Origin of the sequence: Caballeronia sp. GACF4, from assembly GCF_023631025.1 — a bacterium.
Classification (GTDB): Bacteria; Pseudomonadota; Gammaproteobacteria; order Burkholderiales; family Burkholderiaceae; genus Caballeronia.
Genome location: NZ_JALQDW010000027.1, coordinates 78,245 through 101,608 on the forward strand (window position 1 = coordinate 78,245; position 23,364 = coordinate 101,608).

At 63.5% G+C, this 23,364-nt stretch carries 21 protein-coding genes; 5 read left to right on the forward strand and 16 right to left on the reverse strand.

Features of this window, described 5'->3' with window-relative positions; genetic code table 11:
* Positions 1-42: 42 nt before the first annotated feature.
* A complete protein-coding gene (locus NCR40_RS26290) occupies positions 43-1,203 on the forward strand; it encodes a CaiB/BaiF CoA transferase family protein (protein ID WP_250511154.1) in 1,161 nt (386 codons plus the stop codon).
* Positions 1,204-1,284: 81 nt separating this feature from the next.
* On the opposite strand, the gene NCR40_RS26295 is transcribed toward NCR40_RS26290, so the two are convergent.
* From NCR40_RS26295 to NCR40_RS26330, 8 genes are all read right to left on the reverse strand, one after another.
* Positions 1,285-2,109 carry an SDR family NAD(P)-dependent oxidoreductase gene (locus NCR40_RS26295; protein WP_244830292.1) on the reverse strand — a complete coding sequence of 275 codons (825 nt, stop codon included), beginning with the start codon at positions 2,107-2,109 and terminating at the stop codon, positions 1,285-1,287.
* A gap of 23 nt (positions 2,110-2,132) precedes the next feature.
* Entirely contained in the window at positions 2,133-2,549 is a 417-nt protein-coding gene (locus tag NCR40_RS26300) for a MaoC family dehydratase (protein WP_244830293.1), read from the reverse strand.
* Positions 2,550-2,561: 12 nt separating this feature from the next.
* A complete protein-coding gene (locus NCR40_RS26305) occupies positions 2,562-3,002 on the reverse strand; it encodes a MaoC family dehydratase N-terminal domain-containing protein (RefSeq protein ID WP_250511155.1) in 441 nt (146 codons plus the stop codon).
* A gap of 28 nt (positions 3,003-3,030) precedes the next feature.
* Positions 3,031-4,215, reverse strand: a complete 1,185-nt coding sequence (locus NCR40_RS26310; protein ID WP_250511156.1) for a lipid-transfer protein — start codon at positions 4,213-4,215, stop codon at positions 3,031-3,033.
* Between the two features lie 30 nt (positions 4,216-4,245).
* Positions 4,246-5,385 (reverse strand): acyl-CoA dehydrogenase family protein, encoded by a 1,140-nt coding sequence (locus NCR40_RS26315; protein WP_250511157.1) that lies wholly within the window; start codon positions 5,383-5,385, stop codon positions 4,246-4,248.
* A gap of 44 nt (positions 5,386-5,429) precedes the next feature.
* Positions 5,430-7,319 carry a feruloyl-CoA synthase gene (locus tag NCR40_RS26320; protein WP_250511158.1) on the reverse strand — a complete coding sequence of 630 codons (1,890 nt, stop codon included), beginning with the start codon at positions 7,317-7,319 and terminating at the stop codon, positions 5,430-5,432.
* Positions 7,320-7,495: 176 nt separating this feature from the next.
* The gene (locus NCR40_RS26325; protein WP_250511159.1) at positions 7,496-10,336 is read right to left on the reverse strand and encodes a winged helix-turn-helix domain-containing protein; all 2,841 of its coding nucleotides are present in this window, start codon (positions 10,334-10,336) and stop codon (positions 7,496-7,498) included.
* A gap of 135 nt (positions 10,337-10,471) precedes the next feature.
* Positions 10,472-11,362 carry a DUF2889 domain-containing protein gene (locus NCR40_RS26330; protein ID WP_250511160.1) on the reverse strand — a complete coding sequence of 297 codons (891 nt, stop codon included), beginning with the start codon at positions 11,360-11,362 and terminating at the stop codon, positions 10,472-10,474.
* A gap of 87 nt (positions 11,363-11,449) precedes the next feature.
* On the opposite strand from NCR40_RS26330, the gene NCR40_RS26335 reads away from it, so the two are divergent.
* A complete protein-coding gene (locus NCR40_RS26335) occupies positions 11,450-12,613 on the forward strand; it encodes a porin (protein WP_250511161.1) in 1,164 nt (387 codons plus the stop codon).
* Between the two features lie 45 nt (positions 12,614-12,658).
* Positions 12,659-13,024 (forward strand): BON domain-containing protein, encoded by a 366-nt coding sequence (locus NCR40_RS26340; RefSeq protein WP_250494339.1) that lies wholly within the window; start codon positions 12,659-12,661, stop codon positions 13,022-13,024.
* Between the two features lie 70 nt (positions 13,025-13,094).
* On the opposite strand, the gene NCR40_RS26345 is transcribed toward NCR40_RS26340, so the two are convergent.
* The 7 genes from NCR40_RS26345 to NCR40_RS26375 all read right to left on the reverse strand — a co-directional run bounded on the left by NCR40_RS26345 (position 13,095) and on the right by NCR40_RS26375 (position 20,501).
* On the reverse strand, positions 13,095-14,516 hold the full coding sequence (locus NCR40_RS26345; protein WP_250511162.1) for an aldehyde dehydrogenase family protein: 1,422 nt from the start codon (positions 14,514-14,516) through the stop codon (positions 13,095-13,097).
* A 9-nt stretch (positions 14,517-14,525) separates the two neighbouring features.
* Positions 14,526-15,446 (reverse strand): TauD/TfdA dioxygenase family protein, encoded by a 921-nt coding sequence (locus NCR40_RS26350; protein WP_250511163.1) that lies wholly within the window; start codon positions 15,444-15,446, stop codon positions 14,526-14,528.
* Between the two features lie 28 nt (positions 15,447-15,474).
* Positions 15,475-17,163, reverse strand: coding sequence for a GMC family oxidoreductase (locus NCR40_RS26355; protein WP_250511164.1), 1,689 nt, complete (start codon positions 17,161-17,163; stop codon positions 15,475-15,477).
* 83 nt (positions 17,164-17,246) lie between these two features.
* Positions 17,247-18,560: an MFS transporter gene (locus tag NCR40_RS26360; protein ID WP_250511165.1), complete on the reverse strand. Its 1,314-nt coding sequence runs from the start codon at positions 18,558-18,560 to the stop codon at positions 17,247-17,249.
* 383 nt (positions 18,561-18,943) lie between these two features.
* Positions 18,944-19,174, reverse strand: coding sequence for a hypothetical protein (locus NCR40_RS26365; protein WP_250511166.1), 231 nt, complete (start codon positions 19,172-19,174; stop codon positions 18,944-18,946).
* Between the two features lie 128 nt (positions 19,175-19,302).
* On the reverse strand, positions 19,303-19,560 hold the full coding sequence (locus tag NCR40_RS26370; protein WP_250511167.1) for a flavin reductase family protein: 258 nt from the start codon (positions 19,558-19,560) through the stop codon (positions 19,303-19,305).
* Between the two features lie 98 nt (positions 19,561-19,658).
* Positions 19,659-20,501 (reverse strand): DMT family transporter, encoded by an 843-nt coding sequence (locus tag NCR40_RS26375; RefSeq protein ID WP_250511254.1) that lies wholly within the window; start codon positions 20,499-20,501, stop codon positions 19,659-19,661.
* Between the two features lie 164 nt (positions 20,502-20,665).
* Here NCR40_RS26375 and NCR40_RS26380 point away from each other — a divergent pair, with 164 nt between their 5' ends.
* The gene (locus NCR40_RS26380) at positions 20,666-21,517 is read left to right on the forward strand and encodes a LysR substrate-binding domain-containing protein (RefSeq protein WP_244830316.1); all 852 of its coding nucleotides are present in this window, start codon (positions 20,666-20,668) and stop codon (positions 21,515-21,517) included.
* A 164-nt stretch (positions 21,518-21,681) separates the two neighbouring features.
* On the opposite strand, the gene NCR40_RS26385 is transcribed toward NCR40_RS26380, so the two are convergent.
* Positions 21,682-21,939 (reverse strand): hypothetical protein, encoded by a 258-nt coding sequence (locus NCR40_RS26385; protein WP_244830318.1) that lies wholly within the window; start codon positions 21,937-21,939, stop codon positions 21,682-21,684.
* A 514-nt stretch (positions 21,940-22,453) separates the two neighbouring features.
* Between NCR40_RS26385 and NCR40_RS26390 the strand changes: the two genes are divergently transcribed.
* Positions 22,454-23,350: an acyltransferase family protein gene (locus tag NCR40_RS26390; protein ID WP_250511168.1), complete on the forward strand. Its 897-nt coding sequence runs from the start codon at positions 22,454-22,456 to the stop codon at positions 23,348-23,350.
* The last annotated feature ends 14 nt before the right edge of the window (positions 23,351-23,364 follow it).

A 23,364-nucleotide genomic window follows, 5' to 3' on the forward strand; every position in this document is an offset into this window, starting at 1 on the left:
GCGCCGAACGCACCGTCATGCAAAATCGAAAAGGGAGGAACGATGGGTGTTTTGAGCGGTGTACGCGTGCTGGAATTCGAGGCGATCGGTCCGGGGCCGTTCGGCGCCATGTTGCTGGCCGACATGGGCGCGGATGTCTTGCGAGTCGACCGGCCCCGTCCGCACGCCGATCTGGGTCCGAAGACCAACGGCAACCGTGCGGATGTCACGGGGCGCGGTCGTCGTTCGGTCACGCTGGATCTGAAGCAACCCGAAGCGGCCGAAGCCGCGCTGGATCTTATTTCCCGCGCCGATGTCCTGATCGAAGGCTTTCGGCCCGGCACCATGGAACGCCTTGGGCTCGGCCCGCAGGCCGCACTGTCGCGCAACTCGCGACTCGTGTATGGACGCATGACCGGTTGGGGGCAAACGGGTCCGCTCGCCGCGCGCGCGGGGCACGATCTGAACTACATCGCGCTGTCCGGCGTGCTGTCCGGCATCGGCCGCGCCGACGGAGCGCCGGTGCCGCCGCTGAATCTTGTCGGCGACTACGGCGGTGGCGGCATGCTTCTCGCGCTGGGCGTGGTGGCGGCGCTCTTCGACGTTCAGCGTGGCGGCGAAGGTCAGGTAGTCGATGCCGCGATGATCGAAGGCGCGGCACAACTGGGTTCGATCTTTTGGGGCATGCTCGCTTCGGGCAACTGGCGCGAGGAGCGCGAGAGCAATCTGCTGGATGGCGGCACGCCCTGGTACGACAGCTACCGCACTCGCGATGGTCAATACATGACGGTCGGCGCGGTCGAGTCGCGGTTCTATGCCGAACTCCTCACGAAGCTCGGCCTCGCGGACGCGGAATTGCCGGAGCAGCACGATCGCAGCGGCTGGCCGGTTCTGCGCGAACGCTTTGCGGCGGCCTTTCTCGAACGCACGCGCGATGAATGGTGCGCCGTGTTCGAAGGTAGCGACGCGTGCGTCGCGCCAGTTTTGAGCTTTTCGGAAGCGCCGGCTCATCCGCAGCATCAGGCGCGCGGCAGTTTCGTCGAGGTGGCTGGCGTGGTTCAGCCTGCACCCGCACCGCGTTTTTCTCTCACGCCTTCGAAGGTCACGCGCGCCGCGCCGCAACGCGGTGAAGGGGGTCTGCCTGCGTTGCACGATTGGGGGTTCGACGACGCCGCCGTCGATCGCATGCGCCTTCACGGGGTCGGCTTTCAGGCAGAGGGCTGAGCCCGTCCGAGTCATACGCGGTAGCAAACAAAACGGTCCGGCTTCGAGCCGGACCGTTGCGCGTTCATGTCACTGCCCGCATCACTGCAGATTGCCGGCTACCGCCACCGTCTGCCCCGTGATGTAGTTCGACTCGGGCGAGCAAAACAGATAGACGCCGCCAGCCGCTTCTTCCGGCGTGCCCCCGCGTCCCAGCGGATTGCTCATCGCGTGCGCTTTCAGCCGCTCCGCATTCACGCCCACGCGAATATCGCGCCCTTCGATCCTGACCGTCGCGCCGGAATCCGCATCCGCCTTCGTCATGCGCGTGTGAATCAGCCCGAACGCCACGCAGTTGACATTGACGTTCAAGCGCCCCCACTCGCGGCTCAGCGCACGCGTCATGCCGATCACGCCCGCTTTCGCCGACGAATAGTTCATCTGCCCGGCATTGCCGGTGAGCGCCGATACCGACGAAATATTCACGACCTTGCGATATACGTCGCGGCCGGCTTCCTTGTCGGCGGCATGCAACGCCTTCACATGCGGATAGGCGGCGCGCAGAATGCGAAACGGCGCGGTCATGTGACAGTCGATGATCGCGTACCACTGTTCGTCGGTCATCTTCTGGACCACGTCGTCCCACGTATAGCCGGCATTGTTGACGATGATGTCGATGCCCTTGAACGTGTTCATCGCCGTGCCGATGAAGCGGTCGGCGAAGTCGGGCGCGCTTACGTTGCCGACGACCGCGACGGCCTGCGTGCCCATCTTCTTCAAAACCTCGACCGTTTCGTGCGCCGGCTCGGCGTCGAGGTCGTTGATTACGAGACGCGCGCCTTCGCTTGCCAGTTTCTCCGCGATCGCGCGGCCAATACCACGTCCGGAACCGGTGACGAGTGCCACTTTGCCGTCAAGCTTGCCCATATCTTTCTCCTCGATGAATGAAACTACAGTGCGATCGACGCGTCGCCCAGGACGCGCGGCTCGCCGTATTGATTGGTGGTCTGGATCTCGACCTTCACGAGACGTTCGCCATTCGCCTCGGATTTGTCGACGACCCGTCCGCTGCACGTGATCCGGTGTCCCAGTTGCGTGATGCCGACGAAGCGCACGCCGAAGTGCCGCAGATTGCGCTGGTCGGTCCACAGCGTCAGCAGGCGGCCGAGCCAGGCCATCGACAACATGCCGTGCGCAAAGACGTCGGGCATGCCGGCACGCCGTGCAAAATCGAGGTCGATGTGAACCGCGTTGTGATCGCCGGATGCGCCTGCGAAAAGCGCCAGCGTCGTGCGGTCGACGGGCGCCAGCGTGAGCGGCGGCAGTGTGTCGCCCACCTCGATGTCATCGAAACTCAATGGTGTCATTCGGGTTTCTCCTCAGCCGTTGCGATGCACGAGCACGCTGCGCAGATCCGCGACATGCTCGCCATGCTGGTTGGTCACACGCGTTTCGCGCACCACGAAATCGAGCGCGCCGCCTTTCTTGTCGTAGATGTCGGCGATGCGGCACCCGAAACGCAGCACGTCGCCCGCATAGGCCAGACGGTGATAGGTGAACGACTGCTCGCCGTGCAGGATGCGCGCGACCTGAATGCCGATCTCGTCGCGCCAGCTTTTATCGGGTTGCTCGAGTTCCAGTGAAAACAGGAAGGTGGGCGGCAGTGGCAGGCCGGGGTGGCCGGCATCGCGCGCCGCCGATTCATCGAAATAGATCGGGTTGGTCTCGCCGATCGCCTTCGCGAAAAAGCGCAGTCGTCCCGCTTCGGCCACGGTACGAAAGGCCGGAATCACCAGGCCGATGTGCTTCTTGTCGATCATGTCGGATACTCCATCGGAAGTCGCGGCATCAGGCGGCCTTGTACACGGTCGTGACGCACGCGCCGCCGAGCCCGAGGTTATGCGCCAGCGCGACCTTCGCGCCTTTCACCTGACGTTCGTCGGCCGTGCCGCGCATCTGATGGGTCAGCTCGTAGCACTGGGCAAGGCCGGTCGCGCCGAGCGGATGACCTTTGGACAAGAGCCCGCCCGAGGGATTGACCACCCACTTGCCGCCGTATGTGTTGTCGCCGTCGTTCACGAGTTTTTCCGCATCGCCTTCGGCACACAGACCAAGGCCCTCGTAGGTCAACAACTCGTTCTGCGCGAAGCAGTCGTGCAATTCGATTACGTCGATGTCTTCGGGACCGACGCCTGCCTGCTCGTACGCGAGCTTCGCGCCGGAGCGCGTCATGTCGAAGCCGACCACGCGGATCATGTCGCGGCTGTCATAAGTGCTCGGCTCGTCGGTGGTGAGAGACTGGCCGGCGATCAGCACGTCGGTGCGCAAGCCGTGCCGCCGCGCGAACGCCTCCGACACGACGATCGCCGCAGCCGCCCCGCAAGTCGGCGGACAGGCCATCAGGCGCGTCAGCACGCCTTCCCAGATCATCGGCGAGGCCAGCACGTCTTCCGGCGTCACGACATTGCGGAACACGGCGAGCGGATTGCGCGCCGCATGCTGGCTCGCCTTCGCGCGAATCCTGGCAAAGGTTTCGAGGCGGGTGCCGTACTTCTCCATGTGCGCCCGGCCCGCGCCGCTGAATTGGCGGATGGCAGACGGCAGATCGGTTCGGTCGACCAGTTCGTTGACCAGATCCAGCGCGCGTTCGAGCGCCGGTGCGCGGTCGCTCCACTTCGATGACAGCGCGCCCGGCTGCATGAATTCGAAGCCGACCGCAAGCGCGCAGTCCACCGCGCCGCTCTGGACGGCCTGACCGGCGAGGAACAACGCCGACGAACCGGTTGCACAGTTGTTGTTGACGTTGATGACCGGAATGCCGGTCATGCCCACGCGGTAGAGCGCTTTCTGACCGCAGGTCGAATCGCCGTAGACGTAACCGGCGTAGGCCTGCTGGACGTCGGCGTAGTCGAGCCCGGCATCGGCCAGTGCCTGGCGAACCGCGCCGGCGCCCATCACGTCGTAGGTGTCGCTGGTGCCGGGTTTCTTGAACGGGATCATGCCGACGCCGGCGACGAAGACGTTACGAGTCATATCACTGCTCCGTGGAAAAGAAGGTTCGACTTACAGCTTGCGGGAGATGAGGTCGCGCATGACCTCGCTCGTGCCGCCATAGATGCGGTTCACGCGCGCATCGGCGAAGGCGCGTGCGACGGGGTACTCGAGCATGTAGCCGTAGCCGCCGTGAAGCTGCACCATCTCGTCGAGCGCCTTGCCAAGTGTCTCGGTGGCGTAGAGCTTGGCGATGGCGGCTTCTTCGAGCGTCAGGCGACGGCGCACGTGCTCGGCCAGATAGTGATCGACCATCAGGCGCACGGCCGTGGCCTGGGCCTTGATGTCGGCAAGCTTGAACTTGGTGTTCTGGAAGTCCCATACGGTCTGATTGAAGGCGCGGCGGTCCTTCACATAGTTCAGCGTATGTTCGAGACAGGCTTCGAGCTTCGCCGCCGCGCCGATGGCGATGGACAAGCGCTCCTGCGGCAGTTCACCCATCAGGTAGGCAAAGCCCTGACCTTCCTCGCCGAGACGGTTGGCGACCGGAACGCGTACGTCGTCGAAGAACAACTCGGCGGTGTCCTGCCCGTGCATGCCGACCTTGTCGAGCTTGCGGCCACGGCGAAATCCTGGACGAGTTGCCTCGACTACGATTAGGCTCACGCCCTTCGAACCCGCGCTCGGGTCTGTTTTGCAGATCACGATGATCAGGTCGGCATTCAGACCATTGCTGATGAAGGTCTTGCTGCCGTTGATGACGTACTCGTCGCCATCGCGCACGGCGCTCGTCCGCACGGACTTGAGGTCGCTGCCGGTACCCGGTTCGGTCATTGCGATGGCGAGAATCGACTCGCCCGAGCAGACTTTGGGGAGCCACTTCTGCTTTTGATCTTCGCTGCCGATGCGCGCGATATAAGGCGCGATGACGTCCGAGTGAACGCCGAAGCCCAGCCCGCTCAGGCCCGCGCGATTCACTTCCTCGTTGAGCACGGCCGCATGACCGAAATCGCCGCCGCCGCCGCCGTATTCGGCTGGCAGCGTCAGGCACAGCAGTCCTTCACGGCCCGCCTTCAGCCAGGTTTCGCGATCGACGCGGCCGGTCTTGTCCCATTCGGCCTGTTTCGGAACGCATTCCCGTTCCAGAAAGCGGCGCACGCTGGTGCGCAGCATTTCGTGATCGTCGCGGAAGACGGTTCGAGTAATGTGCATGACTAAGTTCCTGAGAAAGGATCCGCCTGATCCGGGTGTGAGGCTTACCGTGCGCAGGCGATATGCGCGGCCGGCTCGGCGTGAAAGAGAGGCTCGATCAGATGAGCGCGCCGCGCGCGGGTGACGGCCTGATTGACGTAGCCTTTTTCGGCGATCTCGTTGGCGTCGATGGAAGGCGGTTCCGCCATCAGCATCACGCGTTCGATGGTGCGGCTGGCGCCACCGCCTCGCTGAGTGACGAGGCGTTCGCGCAGCGCGGCCACCACGAGCGGATGCCGGGCGAGCGCTTCCGCGTCCAGTTCGGCAAGCTCGGGGGCGAGCCGTTTGCAGGCGGCCACGTTCGGCCATGCAAGCGCGGTGAGATAGTCGTGATCGTGACCGCAGATCACCGCGTCCGAAATGAGCGGGGCGCACAGTTCGAGCAGACCGAGACGGACGGCGCCCGTGCGTACCCAGGTGCCGTTGGTGAGCTTGAAGTCTTCGACCACGCGGCCGGCGAAGAGCAGGCCTTCGCCCGCATCTTCCGGATTGGCCAGACGGACGGCGTCGCCGAGGCGGAAGAAGCCTTCTGAATCGAACGCGGCCGCGCTCAGTTCCGGATTGTCGAGATAGCCGCCGAAGACATTCGCGCCGCGCATGCGGATCTCGTAGCGTTCGTCGCCGCCGTCGAGCGGCACCAGCTTCACTTCGGAGCCGGGTACCGGGCCGCCGATGTTGCCGAGGTCTTTCGACGGCCAGCCACAATAGGTGCCCATGCCGCTCGTTTCCGTGCAGGCGAGACCGGTCGAAAAGACGATGCGCCGGCCGATGGTATTGACGGCGACGCGCTGGATGCGATTCCACACGTCGGCGGGAAGGCTGGCCCCGCCATAGCCGAAATACTGGACGTCGGCGAACAGGCTTCGCGCGAGCACGGGGTCACGTTCGAGTTCGCCCGCCAGTACGGCCCACGCCGAGGGAACGCTCGTGAACACGGTGGGCGAGACGTCGCGCAGATTGCGAACCGTGCGCTCGATCAGCCCCGGAAGCGGCCGGCCGTCGTCGATATAGTGGGTCGCGCCGAACTGAATCGAACGGCCGAGATTGAGCACGCCGCCCAGACCGTGGTGCCAGGGCAGCCAGTCGAGAAAGACCGGTGGCGATTCCAGCAGCCAGCCGAGGTTGTCGGCGTAGTAGGACGCGACTGCCCTGAAGTTGCCGTAGGTGAGCGGCACGCCCTTCGGAACACCGGTCGAGCCCGAGGTGAACAGCACGCGAACGGTGTGGGCGCCGTCGATCGATGCATGCGCTGCCGCGACGGCGGCGCTGCGCGCGTGCGTCAATCCGCTGGCGAGCAAGTCGGCCCAGGTGCGGTGGCCGGGCGCGGCGTTGCGCACGGTGATGATCGATGTGCCCGCGACGCCCGAAGCGGCGAGAGCGGCAAGCGCGCGCGCGAACTGCGCCGCATCCTGCACGAACACCGTGGCGGGCGGAACCATTCGCAGCACGCCTTTGAGACGCGCGAAGTCCCGGCTGACGAGCGAATAAGCAGGCGACACCGGCGCACTCGGAATGCCGACGTATTCGGCCGCGAGCAGCAATACCGCCTGCTCGATCGAATTGCCTGATAGCAGGATCACGGGACGCTGCTGACCCAGTCCCATTTCGAGCAGCGCGGCGGCAACCGTCTGGACTTGTACCCACAGTTCGCGCCAGCTAATGGTGCGCCATGCGCCCGTTGCATCGCGCTCGGCGAATGCCGTGTCATCGCCGCGACGCTCGGCCCACGCGGGAATGAACGCGGCAAAGCTGCGCTCGGCAATGACCGGCGGCGCGCTCGCCGAACTGAGGATAAGCGTGCCGTCGGGACGGTGCTCGATGTGCGGCCGGCGCTCCGGGAAACGCACGGGACGATAAGGCGCTACTGCAGATACGTCATCCATCAGCGTACTCATTTACGCCTGTCTCCTTGGCTTCAGTGCGCACCGCGGCGCGCACCGGCGTTATTTCGTGGAGTTTTGTGTGCGCAATGATTACGCACTACCCCTTGAATCGAAGGATAGTGCGTTGCGGCTGCGACGGAACCACCCAAGGCGGGTGGCGTGGCTGCGCAAGAACGAATCAGGGCTCGTCAGCCTGCTCCACTGGCGGCACTGCCCAGCGTCGCGTTGCTCAGTTCGAGATCGCGCACGCGGGCGACTGCTTCGTCGCGGCTTGCCACGCCGAGCTTCCCGTAGATGTTCTTCAGATGCCACTTGACGGTTTCGGGCGAAATGCCGAGCGTGCGCGCGATTTTCTTATTCGGCAGCGCGTGCGCCAGCAATCCGACCACGCGCGTTTCGCGTTCGCTCAACGTGTCGATGCTCCCGCCCGCGTTGTTGAGCCGCGCGGCCGGCTTGGCACCGCTGCGCGGCGCGCCTTGTTGCGCGGCATGCAATCGGTCCACGTAAAAGGAAAGCACGGGATCGTGCGGTTCACTCTGCTCGACATGAGTGATGAGATCGAGGGCGCCGGGGTCTGTATCGAGCAAACTGCGTATGAGACCGAGCCGGTGTCCGCGCCGCAATGCGGCCAGCACGGCCACGCGCGCCGCGTCCGGTCGGCCGCGCCGCTCATCGACCAATGCCGACTGCATTTGCAAACAGGCAACGTGCCGCTGCCAGCCGTGCGCTTCGTAAAACGGAATGAGCGATTGCAGACGCAGTGCCGCGCTTTCCCAGTCTTCGTGCGCCATGCACCAGTCGATCTGCCCGCGTGCCGCCATCGCCCGAATCTCCGCGACGGTCGTGGAAGGGGCGGCGTCGCTGTGCGCGGCCATCGTGTCGAGGCGGGTCAGTCCCGCTTGCGCCGCGTCGAACTGTCCGCATGACAGATGACGCCGCGTCTGTTCTGCCACGGCATGAGCGACGAGCCGCACGAGGCCGTGTTGCGTCGCGTATCGTTCAAGCCGTTCGAGGTATGCGAACGCGTTCAGCCGATGCCCGGTCGTCCAGTGCACCGCCGAAAGCACGGTGAACACGCGCAGCACGGAGTCGGGGATGGAGACACGCTCCAGCACGTCGATACGCTCTTCAAGCAGCTTGCGCGCGGCGCCGGGTTCGCCGAACTCGTAGAGCGCTTCGGCCAGCAACGCGGCGGCGAAACATGCGGCTTCGGCGGCCGCACTGCCGAGTCTGTCGGCCTTGCAGAGTACGTCGCGGGCAATGCGCTCGACCTGCACGAACCTGCCTTCCAGCGCATGGCTGAATCCGATCATGCAGCGGCCGTTCAGCGCGCCCGCTGGCGTGCCGGAAAGCGGTGCGCCTTCGAAGAGCAGTTGCGCCGACTGCGTCTGCACGCGCCGCGCCTCTTCGTACGCGCCGTGGCGCATGTGGATCCACGAGAGCAGGTTGGTGCGCGCGCCCGTCGCGAGACTGTCCGCGTCGGAGGGAATGTCCAGCAGTTGCGGCAACATCGAGGCGGCGGCGTCGGGGTCGTCGCGTTGCACGGCAAGCGCCGTGCGCAAAAGAGCCAGGCGGTAGCGCGATTGAGCGTCGGCGAAAGGAATGTCGTCGTGCAGTCGCGCGATGGCCGCCGCGCAGGCGCCGAATTCGCGCGCATACAGATGCAGATGCGCCATCAGAAGCCGCAGACCGATGCGAGCCTGAACCTCGACGCATGGGAGCAGCCGCATGAGCCCGACGAGCTTGCGCAGTTTCCCGGCGACCTGCATGGTGCGGGCAACGCACTGGACGAGATCGGCTGCGGCGGCCGCTTCGCCCGCGAGCAATGCGTGGCGCACCGCCTCGTCGGGATGATCGTGATCGCGAAACCAGGTCCATGCCGCCCGATGCACGGCACGTCGATGCACTTCGCTGCGCGCCTGAAAGCGTTCCAGCAGGGTCTCGCGAAAGAGCGGGTTGAGCCGATACCACGTTTCGCTGCCCGCGCTTTCGATCGGCGCAATGAAGAGGTTGTCGCTTTCAAGTCTCGCCAGCCGCACGCGCACTTCGCCCGCTGTCTGTTCGTCTCCAAGCAACGCAATACACAGCGGCGCGCAAAACAGCGTGCAGGCGGAAATTCGAATCAACAACTCGACCTCGGGGAGCGCAAGGCGCGACAACACTTCCCGCTCGAAGTACTCGGCCAGGCCGCGCGCGTCCTGAAGCCTACCGTGCGTCGAGAGATCGGCTCCGGCGATATCCGCCGCGCCTGGTTTTCTCTTTTTCAAGCGCATCGCGCACAGTTGCAGGCCGGCGACCCAGCCATCCGTCTGCTCATGCGTGTAGCGGGCATCTCGCGGATTGATTTCACCGAGCTGCTCTCTCAGGAATTGTTCGGATTCCGCAGCGGTGAAGCGAAGATCGCGCATGTCCAGTTCGAGCACGAGTCCCTCGTCGCGCGTCCGGCCAAGCGAGAGTGGCACGCTGCCACGCGAAACGAGCACGAGGTGAAGGTTGGGCGGCGCGTAATCGAGGAGCCATTGCAACGCTTCGTGACTGCGTGCGTTGGCGAGATGATGCAGGTCGTCGAGCACCAGCACGACGTCTCCGGGATGACCGGCGATGCCGCGCACGAGCGCGATGACGGTGCGTTCGACGGCTTCGTCATCCAGTCCACGACCGCCCAGCAGCCCGGCTTCGCGGGAGATGGCGGGGTCGACGTGCGCGAGGCTGGCGACGAGGCAATCGAAAAAGTGGGCGAGGTCGTTGTCTTCCGGTGCGAGGGTGAGCCACGCGATGTCGAAACTGAGCGACAGCAAAGCCTCGCGCCACGCAATCACGACACTCGTTTTGCCGCAACCGGCGGGACCTTGAAGAATCACGCAACGACTGCGGCGCGCGTCGAGCAACCGGGCGAGCAAGCGCTCGCGCGCAACGATGCGTGCGGCGCCGCGCGGTGCGACCAGACGGGATTCGGTGTTGGGTTCGATCCTGCCGTTTTGCAGGCGGCGCGAGAGCGGACGGTCCTCGAAAGGAGAATTCTGCGGCATGCTGACCTGCGCCTTGCGCGTTCCGGTTAGGCGCCTGAGCGGCGCCTGCCAGAAGACAAAATGATGACCGGCTTATTGTAGCGCAGCGCTAGTCGCGGATTTTCACGCCGGGGCGGGGCGGTCGAGATGGTGCAACTACGATGTTTTACCGGCGCGTGAAGGAGCAGTCCGAGAAGCTTCGCGCTCGCGCTTGCGCCGGGAGACGAAACGCACGACCTCGCCGTCCGCGCGCCACGCATGGCAGGTATCGAGCATTGGCATGTCGGCTTGGTCGGACTGCTCTTGACGGACCTTTCCGCTGGCGCGCAAGCCTATGAGCGTCTGGATAGCGGTCGTCGCAATTGGCCCGAGCAGTTCGCTCAGATGCGTGCAACCGCTTGTCCCGGCAAGGCGGCGTCTTACTTCCTTCATGAATCCCGCGCCGATTGCCACGCCCGCGAGGCACGCGTAGGACGCGTTGATCTCCGCGCAATAGCGGCTTGGCGCGGCCTCGGTGCGAGCCTCTATGCGATGGATCACGAGCCTGCTGTCGACGGTCACGACGATACGCATGTCGTGAATTGGCGAGCCGGCCGGCACGACCTTGAAGATCAGATTGGCGTCGTCGGCCTTGGTGTCGATCATGTGGCCTTCAATATCGAACAGGCCGTCGCTTCTTTCATAACCCGCACACTCGATGCGTCGGGTATGCACAGGCCGCCGCGTGACGGGCATGGATCGGATCGCGGACATTGCCACCTCGCTCAAGGATAAGTGCAGCAGATCAACGCATGGGTCATGCAAGAACCAATGCCCGGGGGCATCGGCACGCTGATGACCGGTTCTGTCGAGCGTAACGGCGCGGCGCGCTTTTGCCGCCCCCTCTTTCGGGTAGGCGTCGAGGCCGCTCGCCCTTGCCTCGCTCGGGGTATTCCCGTCCCCCCTCGGTTCGGGTAGTGGTTCCGTCTGGCGGTCCCCGCAATATTGATTCGCGACAACAGAGACGTCGATCTTGGGCCCCGCGCGCCGACGTGGCGATCGCGGCATCGGCTCGATGCGTGTTGGCTGGCCACGGTCGACACACCTTGGCATTGCTCATGTTCACCGGATTCAAAACAACAAAGGGAGACATGCATGCGTTTCAGGATCAGACCTGTATTCGGGGCTGTTTTGATGCTCGCCGCCGGGGCGGCTTCCGCGCAGTCGAGCGTGACCCTGTACGGCGTCGCGGACGTATTCGTACAGTATCTGGATAACGGTGGACGGCATTCATATGCCGAGCGAAGCGGCGGGTCGACAGGTTCGCTGGTCGGCCTGAAGGGTTCGGAAGACCTCGGCAACGGGCTGAAGGCGGTGTTCGATGTCGAGAGCGGGTACAACACGAATAACGGCACTTACTTCGCCGACAGCACCGCCATGTTCTACCGGCAGTCCTGGGTGGGATTGAAGCACGACACCTACGGCCAGTTGAGCTTCGGGCGTCAATATCAGCCCAGCTTCTGGGCGGTGTATTTCACGGACCCGTTCCGCGGCAACGAAGCGTTGTCGCCGCTGGCCGCAGCCGATCTGGCCGGCGCCACCGATCGCGCCACTCTCGCGACCCAGTATGTGTCCGGGCGAACCAGCAGTTCGATCGTCTATCTCTCGCCCGACCTGAGCGGCGTTCACCTCTATGCGATGTACGCGCTGGCGTCTGCCACGACCCAGCCAGTGGCCGTCACTTCAGGCAACATGCTCGACCTGGCCGCGAGCTATTCCGGTTACGGCTTTTACGCGGGCGTCGGCTATCAGTATCAGCACGGCTCGAACGAGACCGCGCCGCTGGTGCCTTCCGCGCCTTCCCTCTTGACATCGTTCCCATTGATGGCGACCGAGCATTTCACCGGGGCGCTGGCGTATCGGCTGGGCATCGTGAACTTCCAGTTCAACTATTCCTACAACCGCCCCAAGGATGTGCCCGATGGCGCGCTGGTGACGGTGACGCCCGCGGTGAGTCTGCCGCTCGAGATGCTGGTGCATTCGTACAGCATCATGGAGCTGGGCGCGACGATTCAAGCCACGCCTTTTGATACCGTCGAACTTGCGGGCATTCAACGCGTCGTGCGCGGCGTTCACGACAATAGCCTCGGTGTCGAGGTCGGCGTCGACCACAACATTTCGAAGCGCACCAGTTTTTATATGCGCGCCGGGTACGTGAAGAACAACGGCAGCGCAAACATGAGCTGGCCCGGCGTGGCGGGAGTCGTCAGCGGCTCGAAACAGGTTCTGGGACTCGTTGGCATGACACATCGTTTCTGACGATGGGGTTCGTTCACGACAACCAAAGAGAGAAAGGAAATCCTGATGCAATCGATTAAAGCGATGCGGCTCGTCGGCGCTGCTTTCATGCTGGCGGCTTCCATAGGCGGGTCTTCCGGTGCGCACGCTCAGAGTAGTTATGCCGCGTCCTCCGTGCCGGCATCGGATGCGAAGGCAAGCAAAGCAGCCAGCAAGGCGGCCGACCGGGCGTTGCAAAAGAGCGTGCTCCGCGCACTCAGCAAGACTCGGGGGCTGCGGGTGGCCAGCATCACGGTTCGCGCTTCTGAAGGGGCGGTGATACTGGAAGGCACCGTACCGGAAGAGGCGCAGATCAGACTGGCCACTCAAGTGGCCGAAGGCGTGGAGGGCGTGAAGTCAGTGAAGAACGCGCTGACCTTGTCCACGATTTGAGGGCGCTTCGCGGCGCCATGAGAAAGGCCTCGTGCTGCAGGCCTTTCTTTCCACCGATTCACGTGTTCCGTCAGGCAGTGACCGACTTGCATTCCAGAAACTCGGCCAGCCCTTCCGCTCCGCATTCGCGCCCGTTGCCGGAAGTTTTATAGCCGCCGAAGGGCACGGTGATGTCCATCATGGCGCCATTGATCCGCACCGATCCCACGCGCAGCCGCGTTGCGATGCGCCGGGCCCGTTGTGCATCGCCGGTGGCGATATAACCCGCAAGCCCGAAGTCCGTGTCGTTGGCGATAGCGATGGCTTCTTCCTCATCGTCGTAGGCGATCAACACCAGCACAGGGCCGAAAATCTCTTCACGCGCGATCTTCATGCCGTTGTGAACATCGGCAAAGACGGTGGGGCGCGCATAGAAACCTCGCGAGATGCCTTCCGGCCGGCCCACGCCGCCCGCCGCGAGCCGCGCGCCTTCTTCGAGCCCGGTGCGAATCATTCGCTGCACTTTGTCATACTGGGCGCGGTTGGAGATCGGTCCCATCTTCGTGGCCGGATCGGCCGGGTCGCCAACCGTCACTGCGTTGGCAACGGCGGCGGCAATCGTCACGGCCTCTTCGTAACGGTCGCGCGGCACCAGCATGCGGGTGGGCGCGACACACGTCTGCCCCGAGTTGGCCATGCATTGTGCGACGCCGCTCGTCACTGCGGCCTTGAGGTCGGCGTCGTCGAGGATCAGGAGCGGCGACTTGCCGCCAAGCTCCTGAGCGACTCGCTTGACTGTCGGCGCGGCGCTCATGGCGACTTCGATGCCAGCGCGCGTCGAACCGGTGATCGACACCATGTCCACGTCGCGATGCGCGGACAAATGCTCGCCCACGACCCGTCCTTCGCCGAAGATCATGTTGAAGACGCCTGCCGGCGCGCCCGCTTCATGCATGATTTCCGCGAAAATGACGGCGTCGAACGGGGCGATCTCGGAAGGCTTCAACACGATGGTGCAGCCCGCCGCGAGCGCAGGCGCGACCTTGGCGGTGATCTGGTTCAGAGGCCAGTTCCACGGGGTGATGAGTGCGGCAACGCCGATCGCTTCGCGGCGTACATCGCTCTTGCCGTGATTCGTCTCGAATTCGAAATGACGCAGGGTTTGCAGCGCCGCCTGAAGCTGCGCGAGGCCGATCGGCGCCTGCAAGTGCCTGCACAGTGCGATGGGCGCGCCGATCTCGCGGCGCACGGCGTCGGCAAGATCGTCGAGACGGGCGCGATACCTTTCGATCACCCGTTCGAGCAAGGCGATGCGCTCCTCGCGGCTCGTCGCTGACCACGCCGGGAACGCAGCGCGCGCCGCGGCCACGGCGCGGTCGGCATCGGCTTTCGTGCCCATCGCGAGCTTGCCGGTTGGTTCCTCGGTGACGGGATCGACGATATCCATCAGCGTGCTGCCGGCGCACGGTTCGACCCACGCGCCGCCGATGTAGAACGTGTTCAATATTGTCATGCCGTCTCCTCAGGCTATGCCGACCGGACGGTCGCCGATTACCGTGGCGCGCATCATGTGGCGCGGCGCGGGGAAGTAGTCCTGCACGGCGTAGTGCTGACAGGCGCGGTTGTCCCAGAAGGCGATCGTGTTGGGTCTCCACTTCAGACGAACCTGGTATTCAGGCGCCTGAGCTTGACGGAACAGGTATTGCAGCAGATCCATCTCGGCGAGCTTGTAGTCGAAGCCGACGCGATAAGCCTCAGCCGTCACGTGCCCGTAGTTCGATAGATGCGTGGTAAAGGCCTCATTGACGTAGAGAACCTTCTCGCCGGTTTCCGGGTGCACGCGCACCACCGGATGCGTGACCGGCGGAAACTTCTGGCGCATGACGGGATGCTGGTCCTTCGGCAACGCCGTGCCGAACAGCGGCAGAATGTCGTGGACGGCTTCGAGATGAGCGATGCGTGCCTTGATCTCCTCGGGAAGGTTCGCATAGGCCGCGACCATGTTGATCCAGATCGTGTCGCCGCCCACGTCCGGGCATTGCACGCAGCGCAGCATCGAACCCATGGACGGAATGTCACGCCACGATACATCCGAGTGGTAGATGTTTTCGCGTCCACGGCGCGTTTCGTTGCGCCCGAGGATCACCAATTCGGGATGCTCCGGGTGATGCGGAAACGCCGGGTGGATCTCCAGTTTGCCGAAGCGCCGCGCCAGCGCCACATGTTGGGACGGCGTGATGTCCTGATCGCGGAAAAACAGGACCTTGTATTCGAGCAGCGCGCGGCGCAAGGCGAGACAGGTGTCGTCGTCGAGCGGATCGCGCAGGTCGACGCCTTCGATCGTCGCGCCGATCGTCGGCGTGTGACGCTCCACCGCGAAGGGCCATCTCTCGGGTACGGCGTGCGTTGTGTTGAACGCGGGTGCGGTTTCGATTGCTTGCATGTGATGCTCCATTTGAAGCTGTCCGAATCTATCTGTTTGCGGCGCGGATCAAGTCCGCCGCCTTTTCGCCGATCATGATGGCCGGCGCGTTCGTGTTGCCGCCGATGAGCGTCGGCATGATCGACGCGTCCGCCACGCGCAGACCGTCGATGCCGCGCACCCGCAGGCTTGGATCGACGACCGCCTGCGTGTCGATGCCCATCTTGCAGGTGCCGACCGGGTGATAGACGCTGTCGGCCTGACTGCGCACGAACGCACGGATCGCGTCTTCGTTCGAGCCGTCGGGTCCGAAGTCGTCGGTGAGCATTTCTTTGCCGCCTGCATCGGCCAGAGCGGGTTGCGCATAGATGCGGCGCACGATTTTGACGCCCGCAACGAGCGCGTCCATGTCCGCTTCGGCGGAGAGAAAGCGCGGGTCGATCGACGGAGCATCGCGCATGTCGGCCGTGCGCAGACGAACATGACCGCGGCTCTCGGGCCGCAGGACGTATGCATGACAGGAATAGCCGTGTCCGAGCTTCGAGCGCTTGTTTTTGTTGCGATCGCCGAGCAGCGCCAGCACGAAGGCCAGTTGCACGTCGGGCACGGCAAGGTCGTGACGCGTCTTGACGAACGCACCCGCTTCGGCGAAGTTGGAGCTGACCATGCCCGTGCGGTTGCGCCGGTATCGCACGATCTCGGACATGAGACGCAGGAAGCCGCCGGCTGAATAGCCATAGAGGTCCGTCGACCTCACCTGCTTGTTGACGATGACGTCGAGATGGTCCTGCAGGTTTTCGCCGACGCCGGGCAGGTCGTGAATCACGTCGATGCCTACGCTGCGTAGATGTTGGGCCGGACCAATGCCGGAGGCCATCAGCAGTTGTGGCGAATTGAACGCGCCGCAAGCGAGCACGATCTCGCGGCGGGCCCGCAAGGTTTGCTCGACGCCCGCGCGCACGACGTGAATGCCACTTGCACGCTTGCCCTTGAAGACGAGACGAAGCGCCTGGGCGTCGGTGAGCACGGCAAGATTCGGCCGACCTCCGCTGAAGCTCGGGTCGCGCTTGTCGCCACGATGCAGATACGCGCGCGCGGCATTCCACCGTTCGCCGTTCCATTGCGTGACCTGATAGAGCCCTGCGCCTTCCTGCTCCGCGCCGTTGAAATCGTCGTTGGGGCGATAGCCGGCTTGCAGCGCGGCTGCGACGAAACGCCGGGAGAACGGATTGGGCGTGCGCAGGTCGCTGACGTGCAGAGGGCCGGTGCCGCCGTGCCAGGGATCGCCGCTGTCGTCGAGGAAGCGCTGGTTGCATTCGCTGCGACGGAAATAGGGCAGTACGTCGTCGTAGCTCCAGCCGGTGCAGCCGAGCTTTGCCCACGCGTCGTAGTCGCTGCGGTGCCCGCGGATGTACACCATGCCGTTGATCGACGAACTGCCGCCGAGTCCCCGGCCACGCGGCTGGAAGGAGGGGCGACCGCCGAGACCGGGCTGCTTCTCGGAGTAGTAGGCGTAGTTGCGCGGACCGTGCTTGCGCACCGTGGCCGCAAGGCCGATAGGCGCCCATACGCTCAGGTGGTGGTCATGGGGACCGGCTTCGAGAAGCGCGACGCTCACCGACGGATCTTCGGCCAGTCTGGCCGCCACCGCACAACCGGCCGATCCCGCGCCCACGACGATGTAGTCATACTCCGCAGCGCTCGTATCGGGCTGCTGGTTTCTCTCAGGTCTGTTCATGGCTCGGTTTGCGGTTCAGATGAGCACGGTGTTTCGCTGCTTGTTCGCCGGAAGGCAGTGGGGAGGCCTCGGGGCAAGGTCCATCAGGCGGGGGCGCGGGCGGCCACGTGCTGCAACGTCTTCACGGACTGCTCGGGACGAAGCCAGCGCAGCGCGGCGAGCGCGGCGGCAAGCAGCAAAACGGCACTCACGACGAAGCCGAGTTCATACGCATGGCTAGTGCCGCCGCCGTGGGTCTGCACGATCCGCCCCATCACCGCCGGTGCAATGGCGGCGCCGAGACTTGCGAGCGCGGTGTGGATCGCGACCAGCGCACCGCGTTGACTGTCCGGCACTATCTCCGCGAGCAGGGCGGGCGCGAGCGTGAAGCTCAGTGTCGGCAGCGCGCAGGCGATGGCTAGCAGCGCGACTTTCTGAATGGGCGGCGCATTCAGCAGGATCAGCAAGACGAACACCAGCGCGCCGGCCATGGCGCTCAGGCAGATTGGATGCACCCGCGCCCGGCGGCTCGATGCGCCGCCTGCCAGCATGCGCTGCGAGATCCAGCTGAGGCCAAGGTTCACGGGCGCCGCCGTGGCGACCACTGCCGCGAAGCAGCGGCCCGCCTCGACGCCGGAGAAACCAAGCCCTTTCTCGAGATAAGTGGGCAGCCAGGTCAGGCTGAGTCCGAGTGTCCAGTAGGCCGTGAAGCCGAGCGCGAACACGGAGAGGACCGAACGGTCCGTCAGGATGCGGCGATACGAAAGCCGTTGCGATGAGGCAAGCGCGGATTGACTAGCGGTACGCTGGTTGCCTCGTGCTGATCGTCGCTCGTCGATCGGTCCTTCGCGGCCGAAGCATAGCCAGAGCACGCACCAGATCAGGCCTATTGCGCCGAGCAGCACGAAGTTCATGCGCCAGCCCCATTGCTTCGTCACGAGCGGAATCAGCATGCCGGCCAGCAACATGCCAGCGGCGGCTCCCTGATTGATTACAGCCACCGGCAGATTGCGCCTGCGATCGGGAAACCATTTGTACAGCGCGTGCACGGAGACCGGAAACGACGGTCCTTCCGCCGCGCCCAAAATCACCCGGCAAGCCAGCAGCCCGAGTGCGCTCGTGGTCAGCGCCTGCGGCACTTGCAGCACCGCCCAGGCCAGCCCCATGGCGAGCAGAATCCAGCGCGTCGCAATGCGGTTGGAGAGAAAGCCGACGACGACGGTCGAAGCCGAAAACAGCCAGAAGAAGCTGCCGGCGACGAGGCCGTACTGCTGCGGCGACAGATGAAGTTCCGCCGTCAGCGGCACGGCCACCAGACCCAGCACGATCTTGTCGAGAAAATTGATGAGGGAGAGGGCCGTCAGCATGACGGTCATGGTCCATGCCGGGCGCGACTGGAAATCGGGCGGAGACGTCATGCTCAGTCCCGCCGGAAGACGCTGTCGCCGGCGCCTGAAGCGGCCGTGAGGAACCTGGGTTGCATTGTTGTCTCCTTGGTATTTTTCTGGCCTCGCCGCATGCGGCGGCAGGCCAATGACGGTCTCGTAACGTCACGGTAATACCTAGCAGTGGGAGGCAACCCACCCGCAACAGGTAGGGGAGGGAAAACCTTGTTGATGGCCGGGGATGAGCGGTGGGCAGAAGGCCGCGCGTGGGTTTCCGGCTTCCGCAAAAGGAAGTGACCTTGCACCGGTGTCTTCCGCGAATCTTCAAAGAACGGCCAATGGCTGGCGTGTATGCAAGAAAGTATCAGTCTGCGGTCTCGTCGTTCGGATACGCGGCTGAGTTCCTTGCTCGACCCTCACGCTCTGAACGTCTTTCCGAGTTCGTGATCGGCGAGTCTGAAGTAGTGGCGGAAGTTATAGACCAGCGGTGACCATTTTTTGGCGTCGATATGGTGCATGTTCTTGACGAAGGCTTCGTCTGCATGCACGCGCACGATCTCGACTTCTGCGGCGACGCCACCGCCAAGCGCTTGAAGTTTCTCGCCGCCCATTCGGTGAATGTGACGCACGCGAGCCTCCAGATGCATGGGACACTCGGCAACGCGATAAGGCTTCACGCAATCACTGGCGAGCTGAGTGAACCCCGCTTCCTCGAACTTGCACTTCTCGAAGCGAAATTGCTTTTTCTTCAACTCGGGGACGGGGTTCTTTCCAGTCAGAGGCGCGAGTTTTCGACCTGCTTCCACATTTCCGGCGACGGAAGATTGATCACACATTCCGCATGCCGTTCGAGATTTTCAGCCGTCTTTGTCTCGTCCAGCAAGCCGAGCATGAGCGTCCAGCCGAGCGCCCAGAACGACGACATCGGCGCGAGATTGGTCGTGCCGTCCTCGTTGAGCGAGCTGATCAGAGCGACCGGTGTGCCGAAGTAAAGAATCTTCGGTTCGATTGTCTGGAAGATGCGTTGAGCCATCGTGTCCTCCTTCGGGTCAAGGGACAAGCAGATGATGCTCAAGTCATTTTGCGACAGTCGACTGCGGCATGTTTCAGCGTCATGTGAAATGTCGACCGTCAACTCGGCACAGGCGTTCGCGTCATCAAGACGATCCCTGTCGCCGCCACGACGGTTCCGGCAAGCATCGACCAGGAAAGTGGTTCACCGAACATGGCCCATGCCCATACGAGCGTGACCGATGGGCTCAAGAAAAGGACGCTCGATACTCTCGCCGCTGACGAACGCTTCAGACATAACCAGTACAGACCATATCCGCCAAGCGTGGAGAGGAGCGCCGTCCAGAGCACGCTGGCGGCGAATCCCGTGGTGGCAACCGGCGCGATGCTTCCTTGAAATGTCTGCAGGCCGAGAAAAACCACGCACGTCACGCTGCAATGGAGCCAAAGGGTGGCCAATAGACTTAGCGAGCCAAGACGACCGGACGCGCGTTGCTGCCACACCGTAGCCACGGCCAGGGACGCCATGCCTGCCACCGGCAGACCGTACGCCCACGCAGGAGCGGAACCAAGTGTAAAAGCATCGCGACTGACGAATAGCACGCCTGCCACGCCCAGCGCCATGCCAAGCCACGTCCGGCGTGAACCACGCTCGCTGAAAAACACGGACGAAATCACCACCGTACCGACAGGCAGAAGGTTTGCGATCAGCGCAGAAAGTCCCGCCGATACCCCGAGTTCAATGCCCTTTCCGATGCCAGCGATATAGCCCGCCATCGCGAATAAGCCGATCACGCCGTGCCGCAGTAAGACGGCGGGCGGCGTGCGCATGATTTCGCGCGCCACGAACGGAAGCAGGCAAAGCGAGACCGCCGCGCAACGCCATAACACCACGAGGAAAACTGGTGCGTAGTCGGCGGAAAAGCGCATGCCGACGAAGCCGGAGCTCCACGCGACGATCATCAACGCTTCCAATGCCGGTAAAGGCAAGCGCAGCGGCCGCAGTGCGAGCGGGCGGGATGTCGGGCAAGGTGTCGAGAGCTTGGTCATGCACCTAGCGTAGACAGTGCACGACGATTCGAAAATCAAAATATACTGACCATCTCGTTCAATTCGGTTAAACCACCATGGAAGCGGTCCTCGACATCGAACTGTTGCGCACGTTTCACGCGGTAGCGCGACTTGGCAAATTTCGCTCGGCGGCCGAGTTCGTGCACAAGAGCCCGGCCGCGATCAGCATTCACATTCAGCGTCTCGAAGCGATTGCTGGCGGCCGCTTGCTCGATCGGGACAATCAGGCGGTGACGCTCACCGTGCTCGGCAAGCGGTTACTTTCTAGTACGAGTGAGCTACTAAACGCGCACGACCGTGTTTTGCAGGATTTTCATGGGAAAGCTCTGGCTGGGAGGGTCGTGCTGGGTGTGCCGGATGAATATGCATCGCATGTGATTCGCGACATTCTCCCCGGCTTTTCGACAACGTGGCCCAACGTCGTGCTCGAAGTGAGGACCGCACCGAGTCTCAAACTGCGTGACCAGGTGGGCCGGGGCAAGCTCGATGTGGCGCTATTGGTTCAGCCTATCAAGGCAAGCAGGCCCGCTGAGGTGCTGACAGTGACTACGCCGGTATGGGTCGGAAGCGCAGCGTTCACGCTGGACGAGAGCCGTCCGCTTCCGTTGGCTCTTTATGCCGAGCCTTGCCCGTATCGTGCAGCGATGACCAATGCGCTGGAACGCGCAGGGCGAAAATGGCGCGTCATACTCGATAGCGCTTCGAGCCAGGCCATCAAGGCATGCGTCGAATCCGGGCTTGCGGTCACGCTGTTGGACCGCGCGCGGGTGAGCGAAGAGATGAGAGTCTTGGACAAGCTGCCGCGCGTCGTGGACCACGAAGTGGTTTTGATGCGGGATGCCGGCGGCCGTGGTAGCGAAGCGATCGACTTGCTCATTGCCACCCTCCGGGAGAATTTCCGGCTCTAAGGAATGGAATGGCTTCGAGGCGTGGGCGTTGTTGGTTTCGCCTTAAGTACTTGGACATGCGCTCGACTTCTCAAAGCAGAGGCTTGAGCGGCGAACGGGCATGCGCCAACAGGAGCATGCCCGCCTGATTCTCGATGCGCGATTGAATCCGCGACTAAATTGCCTTACTGCGGCGCGGCGTTCGTCGTCGTACTGCTGCTCTTCTTGGCCTTCGAGTGCTTCTTGGGAAACGTCGAGTGCTTGCCGGTCGGGCCCGAAGGCGAGCCGGTTTCGCCGTCGCCGTTGGGCGTACCGACGCCGACGCCACCCCGACCCGCGCCGTTGCTGCCCGGCTCGCCCGCGCCATTCCCTTGCGCGAACGCGCCGCACGACAAGCCAAGCGTCAGTGCCGAGACAAGAATGCCTTTAGTTACGATCTTCATATTGTCCTCTTGATGTTGATAGTCGGCCGCGAGCAGATCCCGCGGCATGGAAGCGTCTAAGGCAATCCGCGTGCCGAGAACCCCGGCGTCGAATTGAGACGAACGCTTGTGCGTCAACGAGTACGGGACTTGATGCTTTCAAGCCACCGTCGGGGAGATTAACACTCTTGTTCCAACCATTGACGTTTGCGTGACGTCGGGAGGGCGAGGTCAACCGCGTGCCGCGAATAATCGAACAAACAACATGTCGTGGCGCGAGAACAACTCAACGCTTTCTTCGTTTTCAGGGTGAACACTTGGACCGCATCGCCGCTCGGCCCTTTGCTGGCGGCCTATCTAACCGCGTGCCGCTGGCACGTCGCGAACACTCCTGGTGCGCTAACGAACCCAGCGACATCGTTTTCAGCGGAAGCAACAAAGCAACCCGGTTATTGTTCTTACGATTGCTGAAGGAGGCGGCGCCGTAATTCTTAAGACCGCGCCTCGATCCATCCAGACCTTAGAAAACGAATCCATGCAAACAACGAGAATGCCCGCCGAGACGGGCCTTGCTGGCGAACGGCGCGCGGAATCCGCCGTCCGCACGGCGTTCCGCTACGACATCAATGGCCTGCGCGCGTGGGCAGTGCTTCCCGTCGTCCTCTTTCACTTCGGCATTCCGGGTTTTTCCGGCGGCTTCGCCGGCGTCGATGTGTTCTTCGTCATTTCTGGCTTTCTGATGACTGGAATCGTCGTCGCGGCGCTCGAGCGCGGCCGCTTCTCGCTGGTCGATTTCTATCTGTCGCGCGCGGTGCGTATCGTGCCGCCGCTTATCGCGTTGTGCGTAGTCTTGCTCGGAGTCGGTTGGTTCTGGCTCGTGCATGTCGATTATCGGGAGCTCTCGCTTAACGCGGCCTCCGCGCTCACGTTCGTTTCCAATGTCCTTTTCTGGAGACGCTCAGGCTATTTCGATTCGGCGTCGCATGAGAAGTGGCTCCTGCACACGTGGTCGTTGTCCGTGGAATGGCAGTTCTATCTGTTGCTGCCGCTCGCAGCCGCATTCGCATGGCGCTGGCGGCGCAGAGCCGGTGTCATTGCGCTGTTGTCCGCTGCAGGCGTGGCGTCGCTGAGTTGGTCGATTTATGCCACGTGGCGCTGGCCCGACGCCGCGTTCTATCTCCTGCCAAGCCGCGCGTGGGAAATGCTCGCCGGAGGCATGGTCTGGCTTTACGCCGGACAGCGCAAGTTGCCCGCCGCGCTCACGCGTGTGCTCGAAGGCGTCGGACTTGCGTTGATCGCGCTGGCGGTCGTGCGCTTCGATTCTAGCCTCAGTTGGCCTGGCGGCTTTGCAATCGTGCCCGTGCTCGGCGCGGCGTTGGTGATCGCAGCATCGAGACAGCGCTCCATGTTCACGGGCAACGGCATCGTGTAATGGCTCGGCACGCG

Bases quoted from the DNA above. Each gene is read 5' to 3' on its own strand.
- NCR40_RS26390 (WP_250511168.1), top strand. From the start codon at position 22,454: ATGCAAACAACGAGAATGCCCGCCGAGACGGGCCTTGCTGGCGAACGG.
- NCR40_RS26365 (WP_250511166.1), bottom strand. From the start codon at position 19,174: ATGCATCTGGAGGCTCGCGTGCGTCACATTCACCGAATGGGCGGCGAG.
- NCR40_RS26355 (WP_250511164.1), bottom strand. From the start codon at position 17,163: ATGAACAGACCTGAGAGAAACCAGCAGCCCGATACGAGCGCTGCGGAG.
- NCR40_RS26385 (WP_244830318.1), bottom strand. From the start codon at position 21,939: ATGAAGATCGTAACTAAAGGCATTCTTGTCTCGGCACTGACGCTTGGC.
- NCR40_RS26375 (WP_250511254.1), bottom strand. From the start codon at position 20,501: ATGATCGTCGCGTGGAGCTCCGGCTTCGTCGGCATGCGCTTTTCCGCC.
- NCR40_RS26300 (WP_244830293.1), bottom strand. From the start codon at position 2,549: ATGACACCATTGAGTTTCGATGACATCGAGGTGGGCGACACACTGCCG.
- NCR40_RS26310 (WP_250511156.1), bottom strand. From the start codon at position 4,215: ATGACTCGTAACGTCTTCGTCGCCGGCGTCGGCATGATCCCGTTCAAG.
- NCR40_RS26315 (WP_250511157.1), bottom strand. From the start codon at position 5,385: ATGCACATTACTCGAACCGTCTTCCGCGACGATCACGAAATGCTGCGC.
- NCR40_RS26330 (WP_250511160.1), bottom strand. From the start codon at position 11,362: ATGCCGCGATCGCCACGTCGGCGCGCGGGGCCCAAGATCGACGTCTCT.
- NCR40_RS26320 (WP_250511158.1), bottom strand. From the start codon at position 7,319: ATGAGTACGCTGATGGATGACGTATCTGCAGTAGCGCCTTATCGTCCC.
- NCR40_RS26380 (WP_244830316.1), top strand. From the start codon at position 20,666: ATGGAAGCGGTCCTCGACATCGAACTGTTGCGCACGTTTCACGCGGTA.
- NCR40_RS26335 (WP_250511161.1), top strand. From the start codon at position 11,450: ATGCGTTTCAGGATCAGACCTGTATTCGGGGCTGTTTTGATGCTCGCC.
- NCR40_RS26325 (WP_250511159.1), bottom strand. From the start codon at position 10,336: ATGCCGCAGAATTCTCCTTTCGAGGACCGTCCGCTCTCGCGCCGCCTG.
- NCR40_RS26370 (WP_250511167.1), bottom strand. From the start codon at position 19,560: ATGGCTCAACGCATCTTCCAGACAATCGAACCGAAGATTCTTTACTTC.
- NCR40_RS26350 (WP_250511163.1), bottom strand. From the start codon at position 15,446: ATGCAAGCAATCGAAACCGCACCCGCGTTCAACACAACGCACGCCGTA.
- NCR40_RS26305 (WP_250511155.1), bottom strand. From the start codon at position 3,002: ATGATCGACAAGAAGCACATCGGCCTGGTGATTCCGGCCTTTCGTACC.
- NCR40_RS26295 (WP_244830292.1), bottom strand. From the start codon at position 2,109: ATGGGCAAGCTTGACGGCAAAGTGGCACTCGTCACCGGTTCCGGACGT.
- NCR40_RS26345 (WP_250511162.1), bottom strand. From the start codon at position 14,516: ATGACAATATTGAACACGTTCTACATCGGCGGCGCGTGGGTCGAACCG.
- NCR40_RS26290 (WP_250511154.1), top strand. From the start codon at position 43: ATGGGTGTTTTGAGCGGTGTACGCGTGCTGGAATTCGAGGCGATCGGT.
- NCR40_RS26340 (WP_250494339.1), top strand. From the start codon at position 12,659: ATGCAATCGATTAAAGCGATGCGGCTCGTCGGCGCTGCTTTCATGCTG.
- NCR40_RS26360 (WP_250511165.1), bottom strand. From the start codon at position 18,560: ATGACGTCTCCGCCCGATTTCCAGTCGCGCCCGGCATGGACCATGACC.